Source organism: Campylobacter sp. CNRCH_2015_0814 (genome assembly GCF_025772765.1).
Classification (GTDB): domain Bacteria; phylum Campylobacterota; class Campylobacteria; order Campylobacterales; family Campylobacteraceae; genus Campylobacter_D.
The window spans coordinates 1-20,677 of sequence record NZ_JAKMSR010000010.1; the positions used below are offsets into that span (position 1 = coordinate 1).

Below are 20,677 nucleotides of genomic sequence, written 5' to 3' on the forward strand. Positions count from 1 at the left end.
TTGCTTTGTTATTAAAAATATTGTTAATTAGTCATATTGTAAAAATATAATGCTATTATAAATATAGAGTTAGCAATATTTCATGATAAATGTGAAATTTGTATCTTTATAAAATAATACATTAGAGGTTGAGTGAAAAAATACATTTTTTTAAGCTGTATATGCATAAATGCATTTGCTTTAAATTTAGAAGAAAGCTTAGGTGAGGGTGAGGCTAATATTAGCAAATATCAAAAGTCAAACACTGTTTCTAAGCAAGTATTTTTTCAAAAACCACAAGAATACCAAGCTCAAAGTACAGATCTTAGTTCTTTTGCTAGTAATTCTTTAGGTCAAGTTTTAAATTTAAGTTCTAAGGATAAAACAGAGGCTAATTTAGACTATGATGCTTTAAATGTAAATATAAAAAATATTAATTCAATACTAGATTATGAAAATGCTACTTTACTTTTAGAAAAACAAGCAAGAATAGGGCAATTAGAACAAGCTTATTCTTTAGGACTTATTAATCGTTATGAATTTGATGAGTTTAATTTAGGTTTTAATTATTTTAATGATCAGTATAAAGAAGCTTATGAAAAAAATAGTTTTGGTGCTGAATTTCAATTTAGTCATTATTTTAAAGCTTATGCTAATCACTATAATATAAAAGAAAATGATAGTGAAGATAGCACAGAGCTTGGTTTGATGTTTGATTTGCCTTATTTGAATGTTTTAAATGTAAATTCTAATATAAAAGAATTACAAAATCAATATAACATTACTTATTCTCCAATTTCTATTTTAGATTTATCACTTAATTATCAAGATGAAAAAACCAGCGCCAAAGATCAAACAGCAATGTGGGTAAGATTTAGACTAAATTATGAGCAAAGTTTAAGTAAGCAATTTTATAATAGTTTTTACCGTAAAAACAATATAGGTGAATTTAATCGCTATGATTTTGCTACTAGGACTTATTAATTACTCATAAAACGAGTAATATCATTATAAGTTACAAACACCATTAAACTTAAAAGTAAAGCCATGCCAAAATAACTAAGATATTCAAAACATACCTTTGGCACTTCTTTTTTAAAGACTAACTCATAAAGGTTAAAAAGTATATGCCCTCCATCTAGCGCTGGAATGGGAAGTAAATTTAATACTCCAAGGTTGATAGAAATTAAAGCGGTGATTAAAAATAAAACCACTATGCTAGTATTTGCTGCTTTGGAAGTTATATCCACCATAGTGATGATTCCACCCATATTCTTAGCGTCTAATTCCCCGCTGATGATTTTAGCAAGACCTTTAAAAATAAGTAAAGAAGCTTCTATGCTTTCTTCATAAGCATATTTTAAACTACTAAATCCTGGATGATAAATAGTAACAAACTCACCCTTAGGTGCTATGCCAATTAGTGGTTTTTGAACTTTTTGATAAAACTCATTATAACCTTGATCAATTTGTGGAGTTAGGGTGATGTTGATGAGTTTACCATCGCGTTCTATACTAAGTAAGGTTGGTTTTATATGCACAAGTTTACCGATTTCTTCAAAGCTTTGAATTTTAACTCCATCTATAGCTAGGATTTTATCTCCAATTTGTAAATTTGCTTTTTGCGCAGCTGAGTTTGGTGCTATATTGCCAATAACAGGTGCAAGTTTTTGAACTCCTAAAAAACCTATGGCTGTATAAAGTAAAAATGCTAGAAAAAAGTTAAAAAATGGTCCTGCAAAAAGTATGTAAATTCTAGCTAGAGGACTTAAAGTGTTATAGCTATTTGGTTCGTAATTTTTTTCGCTAGGATTTAAATCATCTTGTCCTTTGAGTTTAACATAACCACCAAAAGGTAGAGCAGATAAGCGATATTCTGTGTTTTTGTAAGTTTTTTTAAAAACAGCTCTTCCAAAGCCTATACTAAAAATTTCTACATCTACTTTCATATGTTTTGCGGCTAGAAAATGTCCTAACTCGTGAAAAAAAATTAAAAAAGATATAACCAAAAGCGTTATTAAAAAGCTAAAAGAATAAAATTTAAAGCCAATAGCTAAGATAATAAATAAAAATAAATATGATTTCAAATTATACCTTTTTTAAATGTTTTGTATAAGCTAGTATGTATTCAAAAGCCGAATAAAGTGTAAGTACTAAGGCAATAAATAACAATGTATTAGCAAAAGGCCATTGCATGATTAAAAATATAATGGCTATCATTTGAAAGGTTGTTTTTATTTTTCCTGCAAAAGAAGCACTTACATCAAATTTTTCACTCACCATAACTACTCGAAAACCGGTTATAAAAAACTCTCTTACTAAAATAATATAAATCATCCAAGGATCAGCTTTTTGGGTGAGTAATAATCCTAAAAAAGCAGCCAAAACAAGCATTTTATCTGCTAGTGGATCTATAATAGCTCCAAGTTTTGTAGTTTGATTCCAAGTTCTTGCAATATAACCATCAAAAAAATCAGTCAAGGCAGCTATACCAAAAACAACACAAGCAAAATAATTTACCCAACTGGGATGAATATTTTCAAAATCATTAATAAGTAAAAAAAACAAAAGTGGAGCTAATAATATCCTTATAAATGCTAAGATATTAGGTAAATTCATTGTTTGTTAATCCTTGTGTTTAAAGAAAATACCCCAAAATGGGGTAATGAATTATTTAAAAGTGGTACCACCATCTACGATTAAAGTGTGTCCTGTGATCCAATTTGCTTTATCAGAACATAAAAATAAACATGCTCCTGCTAAATCTTGAGGCTGTCCAATACGGTTTAGTGGACTAAGATTAATAGTTGCATTTTTAACTTCTTCATAATTTGTAAATGCTTTAAGCGCATCAGTGTCAATTGGTCCACCACTTACTACATTTACACGGATGTTTTTAGAACCAAGTTCGGTTGCAGCATATCTTGCCATAGCCTCAACTGCTGCTTTTGCTGTACCGTGTCCTGCGTAATTTTCAATATGTACTAAATTTCCTGTTGAAGAAATAGATAATATACTACCTCCACCAACTTTTTCCATTCTTTTTGCTGCTTCTTGTGCTCCAACTACAAATGCATTTACGGTTGCTGTGAAAATATTATTTATTCCGCGAGGTTTTAATTTCATAAATTTAGTATATCCACCTACAACGGCACGACCTGAGATAATAGCATTAGAGATGAAAAAATCTATTCTGTCAAAATCTTGATCGATTTTTTCAAATAATTCTTTATAAGTTTCTGGTTCAAGTATGTTAAACTCGTAAGCCTTTGCTTTGATTTTGTAGTTATTTTCTAAATCTTTTACAATTTCTTGAGCTAAATCTGCATTAGAATTATAAGTAAAAGCTACATTGGCTCCTGCTTTTGCAAACTCATATACAATAGCTTTACCAATCCCTCTTGTTCCACCGCTAATTACTAAAGTTTTATTTTGAAAAAAAGTATCCATTAAAATCCTTTGATATTATAGTTTTTCATAATCGCTTCTATTTTTGCTAAATTGCAATCACTAGGTTTACAAAGTGGCAAACGATATTCTAAGGTAGGGGTTAAACCTGCTATATACATTGCTGCTTTAATAGGTATAGGATTGCTTTCGCAAAATAAAATTTTATTGATATTATATAACTCATCATTAATTTTTTTAGCTTCAATATATTTTTCTTCTAAAGCTAGATGAGTTAATTTTGAAATCATATCAGGAAGTAAATTTGAAGTAACTGAAATCACACCTTTACCGCCATTTGAAAGTATAGGATAATTAATCGCATCTTCTCCGCTTAAAAGCATCATTCTAGGCTCATGTGCTAGCAAATCAACGCATTTATCAATGCTCCCACTAGCTTCTTTTACTCCATAAATATTTTCACAATCTCTAAATAATCTTATAATGGTTTCTGTTTGAAGCTCACAACCTGTTCTTCCTGGCACGTTGTATAAAAGTACAGGTATATCTATGCTTTTTGCTATTTTTTTATAATGTAAATACAAACCTTCTTGTGTGGGTTTGTTATAATATGGAGTAACGCTTAAAATACCATCAGCTCCATGCTCTTGTGCAAATTTAGCCAAACTTACAGCTTCATGGGTAGCATTGCTTCCTGCTCCTGCTAAAACCTTACAAGAACTTCCCTTGCAAGCATCTAATGCTATTTCTATACAAATTCTATGTTCTTCATGGGTTAAGGTGGCACTTTCTCCGGTTGTTCCAACAGGCACTACTGCATTAATCCCATTTGCTATTTGTCTTTTGATGAGTTTGTGGTAAGTTTGTTCATCTAATTTCCCATTTTTAAATGGAGTTATTAAAGCTGTCATTGCTCCTATGATGATTTTATTGTCCATTTTCACTCCTTTTTTAAGATTATTGTAGTAGATTTGTTTTCATTGAAATATTTTCTAGCACAATGAATTAAATCATCTTTGCTTAGATCTTCTATATTTTTTTCATAATCAAGTAAAGGTTTTAAATCGCCTTTAGCAAGATAAGATCCATAAATATTTGCAACACTACTTGCATTGCTTAGTGAAAAAATAAAATCACTTTTTACGGTGTTTTTGATTTTTTCCATGATAGTATCATCAAATTTAGCATTTTTTATATTTTCAAGAATTTTTAAAAGCTCTTTTTCAACATCTTCTGCTTTTATGCCTTCATTGCAAACACAAATAAATATAAATAAATTCTCATCTATATTTTCACTTGCATAAGCATAAAATTCATTGATAAGTTCTAATTTATCAATTAAAATTTCACTTATTAAAGAACTTTTTCCATTTCCTAAAAGCTCACTCAATGCGCAAAGTTTTGGCATATCCTCATGATTAAATGCAGGAATTTTATATGCAAGTGCTAGCAATTGTGTATCGCTTTCTTTATGCAAGATCACACGTTTAGCACCATCTTGCTCAGGTTCTTTTTCATGCACTATAGGGATTTCTTTGGTATTTTCTATATCTTGAAAATGCTTTTTAGCTAAAGTAAATACTTCATCTTCGTTAATATCGCCACTTACAAGCAAAATAGCATTTTTAGGTTGATAAAAAGTTTGATGAAAATCTTGTATATCTTCTATTTTCCAATTTTGTATATCTTTAAAAAAGCCTATCGGGGTCCAGTGATATGGATGGTGTAAAAAGGCATGATTGTATAATCTAAAATACAAATATCCCAAAGGATTATTATCAGTTCTCCAACGCCTTTCTTCTAAAACTACATTTCTTTCAGGCTGAAACTCATCATCTTTTAAATTTAAATTACGCATTAATTCAGCAAAAAGCCATAAAGACTTATCTAAATTTTCACTAGAGCATTTTATAAAATAATGCGTATAGTCAAAGCCCGTGCTTGCATTATCCACTCCGCCAAAACCCTTGACTATTTCATCAAATTCACCTGCTTTTAAATTTTTTGTACTTTTAAAATTTAAATGTTCAAGCATATGAGCTATGCCACTTTTTCCCATTTTTTCATTTCTTGAGCCAACTTTATAAAAAATATCTACACTTATAACCCCGCTTTTTTTATTTACAGGTAAAGTATAGACTTCAAGTTTATTTTCAAGGGTGATTTTTTTATAATTAATCATTTAAAATTAACTCCTATAGCTTGACTAATATGATTAAAACCATCTTGTTTTAAAAGTTCAATTAAGCCTTGATTGATATTTTTAACAATACTTGGTCCTTTAAAAATCATAGCTGTATAAATTTGAACCAAACTAGCCCCATTTTTAATGCGCTCATAAGCAAGTTCAGCACTATCTATGCCTCCACTTGCTATTAAAATAGTATCTTGATAAATTTCTTTAGCTACTTCTTTAAAAAATGTCGCACTTTTTTGGGTGATTAATCTACCACTAATCCCGCCAAAAGTTCTTGCATTATCAATCAAAGAATAATCTATACTAGTATTTGCCATGATAATACCATTAGCTTTTGCACTAATAGCGCTTTTACAAAGTGAAATTGCGCTGTCTATATTCATATCTGGAGCAATTTTTAAAATCACAGGTTTATTTGTGATTTCTTTTGCTTGGTTAAATAAAGTACTTACAAATTCCTCGCTTTGTAAATCTCTTAAATTTTTGGTATTTGGAGAGGAGATATTAATCACAAATAAATCACATAAATCTTTAAATTCTTTTAATAAAATAATATAATCATTAATAGCTTCTTCATTTGGGGTGATTTTGTTTTTACCTATATTTGCTACTAAAGGTATGCTAAAAGGATAGACTTTTTTTACTTCTTTTGCAATGGCGTCTTTGCCTTTATTGTTAAAACCCATAGCATTTTGAATACTTTCTTGTTCAACAAGTCTAAAAAGTCTAGGTTTTTCATTACCATTTTGAGGTTTTGGAGTAAAAGTTCCATACTCTAAAAAACCAAAACCTAAAGCACTTAGTGGTCTTATCATAGTTGCATTTTTATCAAAACCACCTGCTAAACCCACAGGATTATAAAAATTCAGATTAAAAATTTCTTGATTTAAAATTTCATCATTTATTACACGATCTTTTGCAAAAAAACTAAGCCCTCCAGGAAATATACAATCTAGCGTCCGCATACTAAATTCAGCCAGAGCATGAGCATTTTCTGGATCTAATTTATATATTAAAGGTTTTAAGCTTTCATAAGTCATATTTTTCCTTTATTTGCAAAATAGCATATTGTACTAAAAAAATGATAATTTTTAGTTTTCATTTTCTTTGACTTTATCAGTTTTTTGTACTTTTTGTTTTAATTTTTGATAAATTTCACAATGTTGCATTAAATAAGCATCATTTCCTATAGAAGCTATTTTTCCTTTATCAAGCACAGCAATTTTATCAGCATTTTCTATAGTGCTAAGTCTATGAGCGATGATGAGTATCAAACGATCTTTTTTTAAGCTTTCTATAGTTCTTACTATGGCTTTTTCGCTTTCATTGTCAAGTGCTGAGGTTGCTTCATCAAAAATTAAAATTTGAGGATTTTTATATAAAGCCCTTGCTATAGCAATGCGTTGTTTTTGTCCACCGGAGAGATTTTTTCCATGTTCTTTTAATTCAGTATGTATACCACCAAGTTCTTGAACAAAATCATAAGCATTAGCTTGTTTTAAAACCTCTACTACACGTGCTTCATTATATTCTTTAGCATAAGCTATATTTTGAGCTATAGTGTCATTAAATATATAAATATTTTGAGTTACCAAAGAGATATTTTCTCTTAAACTAACAATATCAAAAGAGCTAATATCTTTTTGATTGATTAAAATTTCACCGCTATCTTTTTCAAAAAAATACATCAAAAGATTGATAATAGAAGATTTTCCTCCACCGCTTGATCCAACTAAGGCTAGAATTTCTCCTTTGTTAAAAGAAAAATTTACATCTTTTAATACCATTTTATCTTTTTGATAGCTTAAAGAGACATTTTTAAAATGGATATTTTGGATATTTTCTGTAAGTTTTTCTTCACCACCTTTAATTTGTGGTTCTAAATCAGTTAGATAAAAAGTTCTCTCACTAGCTGCCACAGCATTTTGTAATCTTGTATAAAGTGAAGAAAGTCTTTTAATAGGAGTATAAGCCATAAATAAAGCTGTAGTAAAACTAAAAAAAGAACCTATGCTTAAACTTCCATCGATTACTTCTTTACCACCTATTATAATTACTATTGCAAAGCCAATTGAACCCATAGATTCCATTAAAGGGCTACTCAAAGCTTCGATTCTAATGCCCTTTAAGGAAAGTTTACAAACTTCGCTATTAGTTTGGCTGAATTTTTGCATTTCATTTTTGCCTGCATTGGAAGCTTTAATAAGTTCTATATTGGAAAAGATTTCACTTAATCTTGAAGTAAGATCAGAATTTTTTTCTTGGGTATTGCGTCCTATTTTTTTGATTTTTTTAGCAAAAATAGCAAGAGGGTAAATTGCTAAAGGTAAAATAACTAAAGCAAAAAAAGCAAGTTTTGGGCTTTGATAAATCACTACGCTTAAAAGTCCAATGGCAGTTAAACTTTCTCTTAAAATTTCAGGTATGATAGTAGAAACTATATTTTGCAAAGCTCCAATATCAGAAGTACACCTGCTGATTAATTCCCCACTTCTGTATTTATGAAAAAAACTCATATCTAAGCGCAAAAGATTGCCAAGAACTAATTCTCTTAATCTTCTTAAAATATCTGTCCCAACATAAGATATATAATAAACTTGCATATAAGCACCAAGATTTTTTAAAGCATAAATTAAAACAACAAGTAAAGGCATGTAGTAAAGCAAATTAACATTTTTTTCTATAAAAATTTTATTTAAAATAGGCTCTATGATGTATGCGCTAGCTGCTGTGCCACCACTAGTTAAAAGCATGCCAATGATAGCTAAAACAAAATAAAACCAATAATCTTTATAATAAGGCTTAAAGCGAGTAAAAACCTCTTTAAGCTTCATTTCTTTGTAGTTTTTATCCATTTTTCTCCCATACCACACCATTTGGTGTATCCATTAAAAGAATATTCTCTTTAGCTAAATCATCACGAATTTGATCTGCTAGGGCATAGTTTTTTTCTTGCTTTGCCTTGTTGCGTAGAGTGATTTTTTCTTCTATTTCTTGACATTTTTCTTCACTAATGCCAAATTGAAAATATTTTATGGTATCTATGAAGCCTATACCAAAAATAAAAGCAAGTTCTTTTAAGGTTTTTTCTACTTGTATTTTATAAGTTTTATCTTTTGGGTTTTGATCTAAGTAAATATTACTTTCATTGATAAACTCATCAAGTAAAGCTAAGGCTTTAGAGGCATTTAAATCATCATTTAAAACTTCTAAGATATTTTTAGCTACTTCACTTTCTATGGTAGTTTTTTCATCTATAAAAACATTTAAATTTAAGCGTTTTTTTAAGCGGTAAAATTTATCAAGTCTTTTTTTAGCAGCTTGTAAGTCTTCTAAAGCATAGTTAAAATGCGCTCTATAATGCACACTTAAAAGATAAAATCTCAAAACCTCTCCACTAAAAAGTTTTAAAGAATCTTTTAGAAAAAAGCTATTTCCCAGGCTTTTGCTCATTTTTTCACCATTAATTTGTACAAAGCCATTATGCAACCAAAAATTAGCTAATTCATGATTGTTTTTACAACGACACTGGCAAGCTTCATTTTCATGATGAGGAAAAAGTAAGTCTATGCCCCCTGCGTGAATGTCAAGTTTATCTTTAAAAATACTTTCTATCATCACAACACATTCTGTGTGCCAACCTGGTCTTCCTTTGCCAAAACTTGCAGGATAAAATTTTTCATCAAATTTCCATAAAACAAAATCGCTATCGTTTTTTTTAGCCACGCTTTCTTCAAGGCGTGATTGATTGTCTTCTAAATTTCTTTTAGAGATATAAAAGTATTTATCATCTTTGCTGGTATCAAAATAAATCCCATCTTTAAGTTTATAAGCTAGGTTTAATTCTAAAAGTTTTTCTATATATGTAATCATTTGCTCAATATAAGTTGTAGCCTTTGGTTTAAAATCAGGTTCTAAGATATTAAGTGCTTGCATATCCTCTTCATATCTTTTAATATAAAAATTTGTAATTTCTTCTAAGCTTTTACCACTTTCTTGCATTTTTTTTAAGATTTTATCATCAATATCAGTGTAATTTCTAGCAAAAACTACTTCATAATCATTTGCTATCAAAACTCTTCTTAAAAAATCAAAACATACACTACTTCTTGCATGTCCTAAATGCGCATCATCATATACAGTAGGCCCGCATAAATAAATATTTGCTTTTTTTGCCTCATGTGGGATAAATTCGCATTTTTTCTTTAAAACACTATCAAAAAAAACCATTAAAACAAACCTTTAAAAAAATGATAAATTTCAATTAAAAATTGTATTAAAATATCTTTAATTTCAAATAAGCCTAAAGCAAATAAACTTAAAAATACTATACTAATAAGCCAAAATTTAACCCTAAAAATACCCCAAAGATTTTTAAAACCAAATTCTTTAATATTAGCATACAATAAATAAAAAGCACTAATAGATGAAGCTAGTGCAATACCCAAGCTCTTATAGGCTTCTTCTTTGATGAGTAAAATAATCACTATGCTAAAAAATGCTGATATAAAAAGTGTTTTAAAGGCTATTATAGCGGCTATTTTTTGTTTAAATTTAGCATAAAGCCATAAAGAAAAAAGTTTTTGCAAACCAAAAGGTAAAAGCCCCAAAAGATAAGCTTGTAATAAAAATGCAGTGATTTTTGTATCTTCTTGATTAAAATTTCCTCTTTGAAACAAAAACTCCACAATCTCTTTAGCTAAGATAATCCCCACTATACTAGCTAAAATCAAAAGCACGCTTAAATACTCAAAAGCTTTTTGCATAAAAGCCAAGGCTTTTTGTTCTTCATTTGCTTTTAAATGTCTTAGTATTTTTGGGAAGCTTACTTGACTTAGAGCGATTGCAAAAAGAGCTAAAGGAAGCTGAAAAACTCTGTTAGAATAATACAAATACGAAATACTTCCAGCCATTAAAAAACTAGCTATAGTGGTATCTAATAAAGAACTAATTTGATTTGCCGAAGAGCCTAAAAGTCCATGGGTAAATGTAGAGTGGAACTTATCTAAATTAGTCTTTGTTTTTTTAAGTTTTATGCTTAAATACATACTTTTTAAAATTCTAGTGTTTTTTAAAGCAAAAATATGCCATATAAGTTGAGCTAGACCACTTAAAACAGTCGCATATGAAAAATAATACAAAGCTTCTAAAGGTTCATCTTGACTAACAAAAAATCCGGCAATCACAACAAAAAGATTAAAAAATGAAGCAGAAAAAGAAGTGATGAAAAAATTTTGTTTATAATTTAACAAAGAGCCTAAAAAAGTTACTAAAAAAATAAAAAACAAATACCAAAAATTAATAGAAACTAAAGGTGCGGCTAGAATAATCGTTTCTTTATTAAAACCAAAGGCAAAAATTTTTGTAAAAAATTCAGCAAAAAAACTCACTAAAACACAGGTTAAAAAAACAATAATACTAAATTGCAATAAGACATTTATACAAAAAGCACCTTTTTTACTCGCTTTTAAAAAACTTGGTAAAAAGGCTTGTCCAAAGGCTCCTTCAGCGAAAATTCTTCTAAAAAAAGCAGGCATTTTTAAAGCTACAAAGAAAATATCACTATAAATTCCAGCCCCTAAATATAAAGCTAAAACAATATCTCTTAAAACACCCATAATCCTAGAAAATAAAATTCCTAAGGCATTGATGATAAAATTTTTAAAAATAATATTTTTTCTCATTAATTTTCATTCTTTAAATATTAGTTTGAGTATTATAAAATTTTTTAGTAGCAATAATTTTAACTAAATTTTGATTTTATTTTTGCTAAAATCAAAATTTTATACACAATAAGGAAGCTTAAGCTATGGAAGAGAAGAAAATTTTATATACTAAAGACCCTTATAAAGAGCTTTTGATATTTGCTTCTGAAAATAAATGCGAAGTTGATGAACTTGATTTTAGATTATTAAGTTTTAGTACTTCTTATACTTATGATAATCAAGAATGGATAAAAGTTAATGAAAAAGAATTAAAAATTTTTGAAGAAGATGAAAAATTTTTAATTCATGATTTAAGTATAGAGCAAGAGTATAAAATAGAAATTTATTTTAAAAAATTTGCACACTCACCAGCTTTTGAGATCAGTTTATACACTAATGAAATTTGCACTTTATTAAAAGCTAGTGTTAAAGCCAGTGAAATTATTGCTTTTCATGATAAATTGGCACTAGAGCTTTTAGAAGCTATTTATAAAGCAATGATAAAAGAAAAATATTTGCTTGGATTTAGAATTTTTGATTTTAAAAAGCAAATTATTGATTTTAATACCAAAGTTAAAGAAAAGCAAAAATTTGATTTTGAAGTTGAATTTGAAGTATGCAAGGGAGTTAATCCTCAAGAGCCTACAAATGAAGAAATTCAATATCACTACCTAGAAAATCTAAAAAAGCACAATGATGTGATGAATAGAAACTATGTAGCACCCATAGGAAAAGATGAGGTGGCTATTGAGAGGATTAAACCAAAAGAGGGTAGCGATGGCAAGGATTTAAGATTTAAAATTTTAAAAGCACTTCCGCCAAAAACAAATAAAGAAAAAGTTGTTTGTTCGGATAATTTTGAAGTTAAAGAAGATGATGAAAGCATAAAATATATTGCCAAAAAAGATGGCTTTATTATCCAAAAAAAATCTATTTATGAGATAGAAAATTATTTAGAATTTAATAAGGTTGATTTTAAAAGTACGGGTTCTATTTGGGCGGGTTTTGATAAACAAGTTATCATTGTGATTAAAAATACAAATAGTTTAGAAGATGCAATAGGTCCTAGGATTACTGTTGAGGCTCAAGAATTAGAAGTTACTGGTAATATGGCTCAAGATTCTGTCTTAAGAGGTAAAAAAGTAATTCTTAAAGGTAATATGCATCATAAAAGCACTATTATAGGGCAAAAGGTTGAGGTTAATATCTTAAGAGGATGTTGTGAGGCCGAGGAAGTTTTTGCTGAAACTTTAGAAAATGGCTCTATCAAGGCTAAAAAAGTAAATATCAAAAAGGCTGTGGGTGGGGAGATTATTGCGGATGAAATTTATATACAAGAACTTGGTGGAAATTGTTTATGTAGTGCTAAAAGTTTAATCCGCGTTGAAAAAATTCAAGGAAGTGGCAATAAACTTGTAATTCAAGATCTCAAAGCTTTTGATAAAGAAAAAAGTGGCGAGGAAATACTTTTGCATATTGAAGAGTTAAAAAAAGAACAAGAAAATTTAGTCAAGGAGATTGAAGAAACCAAGCATACTATCCATGTGAGTAAAGATTCTGTGAGAATTTTACAGCAAAAAACAAAAGAATTAATGAGTGCAAAAAGAGCTATACCGCAAGCTTATAAGATTACTATTAAAGATTTTAATCAAAAGATTGAAAATTTAAATATTTTAGCTAATAAGATAGAAACTTTAAAAGAGGAAGAAAAAGCAAATATAGAAAAGCTTAAAAAAATTCAAGATGAACTTTTAAAATCAAAAATTATTAATAAAAGTGGAAAATGGATGGATTTAAACGAGGTTAAATTTGTTTTATTAAATCCTAGAAAAGAATTAAGTTATCATCCGCGTAATGATGAGATGATTGAGTGTTTTGAACTTGAAAAGATAGATACTGAAGATGGAATAAGTGTTTATGAAATTCGCTCTATTAGCAATTACAAGGAATAAGCTAAATGATAGTGGCAATTGAAGGAATAGTGAGTAAAAAAGAACCTACTTTTGTAATTTTAAAAACTTCAAGTGGGGTAAGTTATGGTGTTTATGTGTCGATTTTTTGCTCAAGTAATTTTGAAAAAGATCAAAAGGTTGAGTTTTTAATCACACAAATTATCAAAGAAGACTCTCATAAATTATATGGATTTTTAGACATTAACGAGCAAAGAATGTTTGAATTATTAATCAAAATTAGTGGTATAGGAGCAACTACTGCTATGGCACTTTGCTCAAGTTTAGATACTAATACTTTTTATGCAGCTTTGCAAAGTGGTGATGAGAGTGTATTTAAAAAGGTTCCTGGTATTGGTCCAAAGAGCGCAAAAAGAATTATAGCTGAGTTAAGTGATGCAAAAATCAATATAGAAAATTCCAATCAAGACCAAGCGCAAGCTTTGGCAGCTTTACTTTCACTTGGTTTTAAACAAGAAAATATTTTAAAGGTTTTAAGAACTTGTGAGAGTAAAAATACTAGTGAGCTTATTAAAGAGGCTTTGAAAAAATTAGCATAATAAAAAGGAAAAATATAATGATATATGGTGTAATTTTTGGTGCAAATTCTTATGAGCATGAAATTAGCATTGTGAGTGCTGTGGTATTAAAAAAAGTACTCAAAGCGCAAAAAAAATTTATATTTTGTGATAAAAATAAAGAATTTTTTCTTATAGATGAAGAAAAAATGAATGCAAAAACTTTTAGTAGTGGTGCTTATAAAAAAGAAAAAGTCTTGGTGCTAAAGCAGGGTGGGTTTTTTATAAAAACTATGTTAGGCGAGAAAAAACTTGACATTGATGTAGCGGTAAATATCGTACATGGAAAAGATGGCGAAGATGGCAAAATAGCTGCTTTGCTTGATTTTTATGGTATAAAATACATAGGACCGCGCATAGAAGCTAGTGTTTTATCTTTTAATAAGGTTTTAACTAAACTTTATGCACAAAGTGTAGGGGTAAAAACACTTGATTATAAAGTTTTAAATTTGCATAAAGAGCAAAATGTTTCTTTAGACTTTCCTTGTATTTTAAAGCCTGCAAGATTAGGTAGTAGCATAGGTATAAGTATAGTTAAAGATGAAAGCGAGCTTAAATATGCTAAAGATGTTGCTTTTGAATTTGATGAGGATGTTGTGGTTGAAAAATTTGTAAGCAATATTAAAGAATATAACTTAGCAGGTTGTATGATAGGTGAAAAAATGGAATTTTCTATCATTGAAGAGCCTAGAAAAAATGAAATTTTAGATTTTGAACAAAAATATTTAGGTTTTTCAGAAAGTTCTAAAGTCAGTGAAGCAAGTATTAGTGAAGAATTAAAGCAAAAACTAAGAGATAATTTTACGAGAATTTATAATCCTTTATTTAAAGGAGCTTTGATTCGCTGTGATTTTTTTGTGATAGGTGATGAGGTTTATTTAAATGAGATCAATCCAAATCCAGGATCATTGGCAAATTATTTATTTGAAGATTTTACTAACATAGTTGATAATTTAGCAAAAAATATAGAGCTAGAAAAGCAAATTAAGATCGATTATGCTTTTATTCACAGCATTAATGGACAAAAAGGTAAGTTATAATCATGGCTACTTTTAGCAAAGATGAAATTTATACTGCAACTGAAGTAGTAAGAAATTTCAGTGCTATGCTTGAAAAAACAAAAAAGAGCGAAAACGGTAGAGTGGTGATAGTAAAAAATAATAAATTTGAAGCTGTGCTTTTAAGTTTTGAAGAATATGAGCGTTTAAATGAAGCTGTAATGCTTTTAGAAAAGATTTATAAAGATAAAAAAGGCTAGAAATGGCAAAAACTAGAGTATATTCTAATGGATATTTTTATAATTTAAGTTATGAAATCATCAATCCAAAATGTGAAAAAACAATTCTTATTTTACACGGTTGGGGAGCTAATAAAGAGCTTATGAAACAAGCTTTTGAAAAGCCTTTGAATGATTTTAAACAAATTTATTTAGATTTGCCTGGTTTTGGAAATTCAAGCATAGATGCACCTATGGATTCTTATGCTTATGCTAAGGTTGTAGAAGACTTTTTAATTACAATTGAGCAAAAAACAGATTATTTAATGGGACATTCTTTTGGTGGAAAAGTTGCGACTATTATGTGTCAAAATGCTAATTTTCAGGGTTTGATTTTACTCTCTAGTGCAGGTGTGGTTTTGCCAAAAAGCTTTAAAGTGAGGTTTAAAATAGCCTTGTTTAAAATTTTAAAAAATCTTCCTTATGGGGATTTTTGGAGGAAATTTTTTATTAGCAAAGACGCTCAAGGCATGAGTGAAGTGATGTATGAAACCTTTAAGAAGGTTGTTAATGAAAATTTAGAAAATGAATTTCAAAAGCTTAAAAACCCTATTTTGATTTTTTGGGGTAATGAAGATAAAGCTACGCCTTTAAAAAGTGGAGCGATTATCCATTCTTTAGCACAAAAAGGAAATTTTTTTGCATTAGATGGGGATCATTTTTTCTTTTTAAAACATGCTGATTTTATAAATGAAAAAATACATGAGGAATTTTTAAAAAATGATTAGTATGATAGCTTTTTTAAGTTTGAATTTTTTACTTGGATTTTACCTGATTTTAGCTTTGCAATGGTACTCTTATAAATTCTCACGCATAATTTTACATTTTGCTAAGCCTTTGTGGCATTTATATTTTTTAATAATTCCTTATTTTGCTTTTGTGTTTTTTTTATATAGTGGAAATTTTTATTTATATTTTATAGTTTTTGCTTTATCTTTGTTACATGGTGGATATTTATATAAAAATTTAGATAAAAAGCTAGTTTTTACTGCTAGGATTAAGCGTTATTTTTTATTTTTGTCGCTTTTTACTTTAGTATTTATGCCATTTTTTTGGATAGGTTTGGAAGCTTTAGTAGCTGCATTTTTATTAAGCTTTTTAGTAGAAAAAATAAACCAAAATACATTTATAAAAAAGGCAAATAAAAAAATTTGTGATAATCCAAATTTAAAAATTATTCTAATTACTGCAAGTTTTGGAAAAACAAGTATAAAAAATTTTTTATACGAACTTTTAAAAGATGAGTTTAAGTGCTATAAAACTCCAAGAAGTGTTAATACTTTTATGGGTATAGTAAAAGATATCAATGAAAATTTAGAAAATAATACTGAAATTTATATCGTAGAAGCTGGCGCAAGAGAGCAAAATGATATTTTAGAAATTACAGAGTTTTTAAATCCTCAAATTTGCATAGTTGGTGAGATTGGCTTGGCGCATTTGGAGTATTTTAAAACTCAAGATAACATCCGCAGAGCTAAGTTGCAAGCTTTAAAATCCAAACGTTTAGAAAAATACTTTTTACACTCAAGCACCTTATATGAAAATGAATTTTATGATGATTGTTTAAGTGATGTTAGGGCAAGTTTAGAAGGTTTAGATTTTAAAATAAGATTAGATAATAATATTTATGATTTTCATGCAAATTTACTAGGCGCTTTTAATGCTTATAATATTAGTGTGTGTATTTTACTTGCTCATTATTTAGGAATAGAAATAGAAAATATTATAAAAAGTGTATTAAATTTAAAAGCAGTAGAACATCGTTTGCAAGTGATTTCTAAAGAGCCTAAATTTATCATAGATGATGGTTTTAATGGAAATTTTAAAGGTATGAGTCAAAGCTATGAGCTTTGTAAAAGCTATCAAGGAAGAAAAATTTTGGTAACTCCTGGTATAGTTGAAGTTAATGAAGAAGAAAATATAAAATTATGCAAGATAGTCAATGAATGTTTTGATTTTGTAATTATTACTTCAGAGGCTAATAGCGCAATTTTGCAAAAACATATTACATTAGATTTTTATGTATTAAAAGAAAAATCTCAACTTGTGCAAACTTTATCAAAATTAACCCAAAATGGAGATTTGATTTTATTTTCTAATGATGCACCAAGTTTTATGTAAAACCATTTAGCTTAAAAAGGCCAAATGGTTTCCATGAATTTTGTCCCCCAAGGCTTGCGTGTAGATTTATCTATATCACCTTCTGTTTTATAAAGAATTTTTGCATCAGCTATGTATTTACTATCTATCATATTATCTTGAGAAATATCATAAGGTCTTATAACCCCACTTAGCTGAATGATTTGTTTTTCACCATTAATTAAAAGCTCACGACTTCCTTCTATAAAATAATTTCCATTAGATAAAACTTTAATCACTCTAGCAGAAATGGTGGTTTGGAAATTTTCACTTCTAGTTTGGCTTCCTGTGCCTTGATATTGTGAAGTACTTGCTGTAGTATAACCTATGTTTGTATAATCATTAATAAAATCTCTAGCTTTGCTAAGTCCAGCACCAGTGGTTACTTGTCCTCCGCCTAAATTAACATTATTGTTTTTACTTGTAGCTTTAGAGCCTTGTGAGTTTTGTGTAGCATTTTCTCTAATGACTACAGTAACTAAATCATTTACATTCATTGCTTTTTTATCAGAAAATAAAGGATTATCTCCTTTGCCAAATAGCGATCCAGGATTGCTTTGGGTGTTATGATTTTGCTTTGGAGCTAATTCTTCTACATAAGTTGGAGGTTTCATGTTAATATGTGGATCGACTGTGGCGCTACAACCAAACATTACAAAAGGTAACAAGTAAAAATTAACATTTTTAAATTTCATAGCTTTATAACCTTATATTATTGTGATGAATTTTAAAATTATTATATTACAAAAAAACAATTATTTTGTTAAAAAAGAGGAAAAAATGAAATCCATGTTTTTATTAAATTGTGTTGATGAGAAATTTTTAACACAGTCTTTAGGAAAAGTTCAAGGTAAAATAGCCTTTTACTTTCCTGTTTTTTGTGAAAAAAATAAAGAAAAAATTGCTTTAATATGTTCAAAAACCAATTTTAAGCTAGATTTTTTTAGTAGTTTTGAAAAAAATAATTATCAAAGCAAATTTGCTCAAAATTCAAATGATTTTTTTAAAAAAATAATTCAAGATTATGAAAAATTAAAAAAAGAAAATGATTTTGTTATAGTAGTTGGAGTAGATGATTTTGGTTTAATGGGAGATTTGAGTTTAAATATAGCTTTAGCTAAAGAGCTAAATGCTCCACTATATGCAAAAAGTCAAGATGAAAATCATACTATGTTAAATTTCTTACTAAGCCAAAAGCTTAGTGACTTTGTTTTGTTAAAAGAAAATGAAGATTTTACTCAAGATTTATTACAAGAATATACCTATAAAACTCAGGCAAGATTTTCTTATGAGCTTTTTGAAAAAGCAAAAGCAGATAAAAAGGTAGTGGTTTTACCTGAAAGTTTTGATGAAAGAGTATTAAAAGCTAGTGAGTTTTTAATGCAAAATGAGATTGTTGATTTGATTTTGCTAGGCGATAGCAATGAAATTTGTGCTAAAGCTAATAGTTTAAATATTAACATCGATGGTGTACGTATTATAAATCCTAAAAATTCTCAATATAATGAAGAATTTGAAGAGCTTTTGTATGAAGCTAGAAAAAGTAAAGGTATGAGTAAAGAAGAAGCTAAAAAGTTAGTGCAAGATAAAACATATTTTGCGACCTTGCTTGTACATACTCAAAAAGCTCATGCTATGGTAAGTGGTGCGAGTACAACTACTGCTGAAACTATTCGTCCTGCCTTGCAAATTATCAAAACAAAACCTGATGTGAGTTTGGTTTCTGGTATGTTTTTTATGTCTTTAGAAGATAAGGTTTTGGTTTTTGCTGATTGTGCTGTTATGCCAAATCCAACTCCTGAGCAACTTGCTGAAATTGCTTATGTGAGCGCAAATAGCGCTAAAGCTTTTGGGCTTGAACCTAAAGTGGCTTTGCTTTCGTATTCTAGTGGAGATAGTGGAAGCGGGGCTAGCGTGGATGCAATTAAAGAAGCTACTAAAATAGCTAAAGAAAAATATCCTCAACTTGAGCTAGAAGGTCCTATACAATTTGATGCAGCATATGATATGCTAACAGCAAAAAGTAAAATGCCAAATTCTAAAGTAGCAGGAAGAGTAAATGTATATGTGTTTCCTGATTTAAATGCGGCAAATATTTGCTATAAAGCAGTTCAAAGAACGGCAAATTCTTTAGCGATTGGTCCGATTTTACAAGGTCTTAAAAAGCCTATTAATGATTTAAGTAGAGGATGTTTGGTAGAAGATATTGTTAATACTGTGATTTTAAGTGCTATTCAAGCACAAGAATAAGGAGAAAAATGAAAATATTAGTTTTAAATTCAGGTTCATCTTCAATTAAATTTAAGCTTTTTGAAAAAGATGAGGCTTTAGCATCTGGTTTGGTGGAAAAAATAGGCGAGCAAAGCTCTAAAATAGAGTTAAAAGATCTAAAAAGTGGTCAAAAATACAAAAAAGAATTGGCGATTAAAGATCATGAACAAGGTATTGAATTAGTAAATGAATTATTTGCTCAAAGTGGAATTTTACATGATTTAAATGAGCTTGATGGATGTGGACATAGGATAGTTCATGGAGGCCCAAATTTAACCAAGCATTGTTTGGTAGATGATGAAATTTTAAAAGAAATTGATAGAGTTGCTCACATAGCACCTTTACATAATCCTGCGCATTTAATAGGTATTAAAACTATGATAAAAGCCGCTCCAAAAGTTCCTAATGTGACAGTTTTTGACACAGCTTTTCATCAAAGTATGCCTGATTATGCTTATATGTATGCTTTGCCTTATGAGTTTTATGAAAAACACCAAGTTAGAAAATACGGCTTTCACGGTACATCACATTCTTATGTAAGCAAGCAAGCTGCACATATACTTGGTAAAGATATTAATGAATTTAATGCAATTAGCGCTCATCTTGGAAATGGTGCGAGTGTTTGTGCTATAGAAAATGGAAAATGTGTAGATACTTCTATGGGTTTTACACCGCTAGAAGGTTTGATTATGGGAACTAGATGTGGTGATATTGATCCTGCTGTATTACCATTTTTAGCAAAAGAATTAAATTTAAATCCATCCGATTTAGATACTATAATGAATAAAAAAAGTGGTGTTTATGGAATTTGTGGGTTTAATGACTTTAGAGATATTGAGGCCCAAATTGAACAAAATAATGAAAAAGCAAGACTTGCTCTTGATATGTTTTGTTATCGTTTGAGTAAATATATTGGCTCATATTTTGCGATTTTACCTAGAGTTGATGCGTTGATTTTTACTGCTGGTATAGGCGAAAATGATGATATTGTTAGAGCAAAAGTTTGTCAAAGACTAGCGCATTTAGGATTTGATATAGATTTAGATAAAAATGCACAGCTTAGAAATGGTGAGATTAGTAAAAAAGACTCTAAAATTAAAATTTTAATTGTTCCAACAGAAGAAGAATTAGAAATAGCTAAAATTACCACAGAACTTATTAAAAATAAATAACCT

General features: G+C 28.9%; 19 protein-coding genes. 9 read left to right on the plus strand and 10 right to left on the minus strand.

The features are described from left to right. Nucleotides 1-132 precede the first annotated feature (132 nt). Nucleotides 133-963 (plus strand): hypothetical protein, encoded by an 831-nt coding sequence (locus tag L8X24_RS06355; protein ID WP_263664093.1) that lies wholly within the window; start codon nucleotides 133-135, stop codon nucleotides 961-963. On the opposite strand, the gene rseP is transcribed toward L8X24_RS06355, so the two are convergent. From rseP to murJ, 9 genes are read right to left on the minus strand one after another with little or no spacing between them, the layout of a single operon-like run. Next, the gene (rseP, locus tag L8X24_RS06360; protein ID WP_263664094.1) at nucleotides 960-2,066 is read right to left on the minus strand and encodes an RIP metalloprotease RseP; all 1,107 of its coding nucleotides are present in this window, start codon (nucleotides 2,064-2,066) and stop codon (nucleotides 960-962) included. The two genes, L8X24_RS06355 and rseP, sit on opposite strands and share 4 nt — an antisense overlap. A 1-nt stretch (nucleotide 2,067) precedes the next feature. Further along, nucleotides 2,068-2,598, minus strand: a complete 531-nt coding sequence (gene pgsA, locus L8X24_RS06365) for a CDP-diacylglycerol--glycerol-3-phosphate 3-phosphatidyltransferase (RefSeq protein WP_257928099.1) — start codon at nucleotides 2,596-2,598, stop codon at nucleotides 2,068-2,070. Between the two features lie 51 nt (nucleotides 2,599-2,649). Next, the gene (locus L8X24_RS06370) at nucleotides 2,650-3,429 is read right to left on the minus strand and encodes an enoyl-ACP reductase (protein ID WP_039618024.1); all 780 of its coding nucleotides are present in this window, start codon (nucleotides 3,427-3,429) and stop codon (nucleotides 2,650-2,652) included. After that, a complete protein-coding gene (dapA, locus tag L8X24_RS06375; RefSeq protein WP_263664095.1) occupies nucleotides 3,429-4,325 on the minus strand; it encodes a 4-hydroxy-tetrahydrodipicolinate synthase in 897 nt (298 codons plus the stop codon). Before dapA ends, L8X24_RS06370 begins: the two co-directional genes overlap by 1 nt. A 2-nt stretch (nucleotides 4,326-4,327) precedes the next feature. Continuing rightward, a complete protein-coding gene (locus tag L8X24_RS06380; protein WP_263664096.1) occupies nucleotides 4,328-5,569 on the minus strand; it encodes a M16 family metallopeptidase in 1,242 nt (413 codons plus the stop codon). Beyond that, nucleotides 5,566-6,624 (minus strand): quinone-dependent dihydroorotate dehydrogenase, encoded by a 1,059-nt coding sequence (locus L8X24_RS06385; RefSeq protein ID WP_263664097.1) that lies wholly within the window; start codon nucleotides 6,622-6,624, stop codon nucleotides 5,566-5,568. Before L8X24_RS06385 ends, L8X24_RS06380 begins: the two co-directional genes overlap by 4 nt. Before the next feature lie 51 nt (nucleotides 6,625-6,675). Further along, nucleotides 6,676-8,439 (minus strand): ABC transporter ATP-binding protein, encoded by a 1,764-nt coding sequence (locus L8X24_RS06390; protein ID WP_263664142.1) that lies wholly within the window; start codon nucleotides 8,437-8,439, stop codon nucleotides 6,676-6,678. After that, the gene (gene cysS, locus L8X24_RS06395) at nucleotides 8,432-9,814 is read right to left on the minus strand and encodes a cysteine--tRNA ligase (RefSeq protein ID WP_263664098.1); all 1,383 of its coding nucleotides are present in this window, start codon (nucleotides 9,812-9,814) and stop codon (nucleotides 8,432-8,434) included. Before cysS ends, L8X24_RS06390 begins: the two co-directional genes overlap by 8 nt. Continuing rightward, nucleotides 9,814-11,268, minus strand: coding sequence for a murein biosynthesis integral membrane protein MurJ (gene murJ, locus L8X24_RS06400; RefSeq protein WP_263664099.1), 1,455 nt, complete (start codon nucleotides 11,266-11,268; stop codon nucleotides 9,814-9,816). Before murJ ends, cysS begins: the two co-directional genes overlap by 1 nt. Nucleotides 11,269-11,393: 125 nt before the next feature. Between murJ and L8X24_RS06405 the strand changes: the two genes are divergently transcribed. Genes L8X24_RS06405 through L8X24_RS06430 form a run of 6 tightly spaced genes read left to right on the plus strand, consistent with a single transcriptional unit; the run spans nucleotide 11,394 to nucleotide 17,213 of the window. Further along, nucleotides 11,394-13,241: a FapA family protein gene (locus L8X24_RS06405; protein WP_263664100.1), complete on the plus strand. Its 1,848-nt coding sequence runs from the start codon at nucleotides 11,394-11,396 to the stop codon at nucleotides 13,239-13,241. A gap of 5 nt (nucleotides 13,242-13,246) precedes the next feature. After that, nucleotides 13,247-13,798 (plus strand): Holliday junction branch migration protein RuvA, encoded by a 552-nt coding sequence (gene ruvA / locus L8X24_RS06410; RefSeq protein ID WP_263664101.1) that lies wholly within the window; start codon nucleotides 13,247-13,249, stop codon nucleotides 13,796-13,798. Between the two features lie 17 nt (nucleotides 13,799-13,815). After that, nucleotides 13,816-14,856, plus strand: coding sequence for a D-alanine--D-alanine ligase (locus L8X24_RS06415; protein WP_263664102.1), 1,041 nt, complete (start codon nucleotides 13,816-13,818; stop codon nucleotides 14,854-14,856). Between the two features lie 2 nt (nucleotides 14,857-14,858). After that, entirely contained in the window at nucleotides 14,859-15,074 is a 216-nt protein-coding gene (locus L8X24_RS06420) for a type II toxin-antitoxin system Phd/YefM family antitoxin (protein WP_263664103.1), read from the plus strand. A 2-nt stretch (nucleotides 15,075-15,076) separates the two neighbouring features. Further along, nucleotides 15,077-15,820: an alpha/beta fold hydrolase gene (locus L8X24_RS06425; protein ID WP_263664104.1), complete on the plus strand. Its 744-nt coding sequence runs from the start codon at nucleotides 15,077-15,079 to the stop codon at nucleotides 15,818-15,820. After that, a complete protein-coding gene (locus L8X24_RS06430) occupies nucleotides 15,813-17,213 on the plus strand; it encodes a Mur ligase family protein (protein ID WP_263664105.1) in 1,401 nt (466 codons plus the stop codon). Before L8X24_RS06425 ends, L8X24_RS06430 begins: the two co-directional genes overlap by 8 nt. Before the next feature lie 11 nt (nucleotides 17,214-17,224). Here L8X24_RS06430 and flgH read toward each other — a convergent pair whose 3' ends face one another. Next, nucleotides 17,225-17,926 (minus strand): flagellar basal body L-ring protein FlgH, encoded by a 702-nt coding sequence (flgH, locus tag L8X24_RS06435; RefSeq protein WP_263664106.1) that lies wholly within the window; start codon nucleotides 17,924-17,926, stop codon nucleotides 17,225-17,227. A gap of 85 nt (nucleotides 17,927-18,011) precedes the next feature. Here flgH and pta point away from each other — a divergent pair, with 85 nt between their 5' ends. Next, nucleotides 18,012-19,481, plus strand: coding sequence for a phosphate acetyltransferase (pta, locus tag L8X24_RS06440; RefSeq protein WP_318529564.1), 1,470 nt, complete (start codon nucleotides 18,012-18,014; stop codon nucleotides 19,479-19,481). Nucleotides 19,482-19,489: 8 nt separating this feature from the next. Beyond that, on the plus strand, nucleotides 19,490-20,674 hold the full coding sequence (locus L8X24_RS06445; protein ID WP_263664107.1) for an acetate kinase: 1,185 nt from the start codon (nucleotides 19,490-19,492) through the stop codon (nucleotides 20,672-20,674). Nucleotides 20,675-20,677 lie beyond the last annotated feature (3 nt).

Coding starts and splice junctions, on each gene's coding strand:
- L8X24_RS06415 (WP_263664102.1), top strand. CDS start 13,816: ATGATATATGGTGTAATTTTTGGTGCAAATTCTTATGAGCATGAAATT.
- cysS (WP_263664098.1), bottom strand. CDS start 9,814: ATGGTTTTTTTTGATAGTGTTTTAAAGAAAAAATGCGAATTTATCCCA.
- L8X24_RS06405 (WP_263664100.1), top strand. CDS start 11,394: ATGGAAGAGAAGAAAATTTTATATACTAAAGACCCTTATAAAGAGCTT.
- L8X24_RS06430 (WP_263664105.1), top strand. CDS start 15,813: ATGATTAGTATGATAGCTTTTTTAAGTTTGAATTTTTTACTTGGATTT.
- L8X24_RS06370 (WP_039618024.1), bottom strand. CDS start 3,429: ATGGATACTTTTTTTCAAAATAAAACTTTAGTAATTAGCGGTGGAACA.
- pgsA (WP_257928099.1), bottom strand. CDS start 2,598: ATGAATTTACCTAATATCTTAGCATTTATAAGGATATTATTAGCTCCA.
- L8X24_RS06425 (WP_263664104.1), top strand. CDS start 15,077: ATGGCAAAAACTAGAGTATATTCTAATGGATATTTTTATAATTTAAGT.
- L8X24_RS06420 (WP_263664103.1), top strand. CDS start 14,859: ATGGCTACTTTTAGCAAAGATGAAATTTATACTGCAACTGAAGTAGTA.
- L8X24_RS06385 (WP_263664097.1), bottom strand. CDS start 6,624: ATGACTTATGAAAGCTTAAAACCTTTAATATATAAATTAGATCCAGAA.
- dapA (WP_263664095.1), bottom strand. CDS start 4,325: ATGGACAATAAAATCATCATAGGAGCAATGACAGCTTTAATAACTCCA.
- L8X24_RS06390 (WP_263664142.1), bottom strand. CDS start 8,439: ATGGATAAAAACTACAAAGAAATGAAGCTTAAAGAGGTTTTTACTCGC.
- L8X24_RS06380 (WP_263664096.1), bottom strand. CDS start 5,569: ATGATTAATTATAAAAAAATCACCCTTGAAAATAAACTTGAAGTCTAT.
- flgH (WP_263664106.1), bottom strand. CDS start 17,926: ATGAAATTTAAAAATGTTAATTTTTACTTGTTACCTTTTGTAATGTTT.
- pta (WP_318529564.1), top strand. CDS start 18,012: ATGAAATCCATGTTTTTATTAAATTGTGTTGATGAGAAATTTTTAACA.
- murJ (WP_263664099.1), bottom strand. CDS start 11,268: ATGAGAAAAAATATTATTTTTAAAAATTTTATCATCAATGCCTTAGGA.
- L8X24_RS06445 (WP_263664107.1), top strand. CDS start 19,490: ATGAAAATATTAGTTTTAAATTCAGGTTCATCTTCAATTAAATTTAAG.
- ruvA (WP_263664101.1), top strand. CDS start 13,247: ATGATAGTGGCAATTGAAGGAATAGTGAGTAAAAAAGAACCTACTTTT.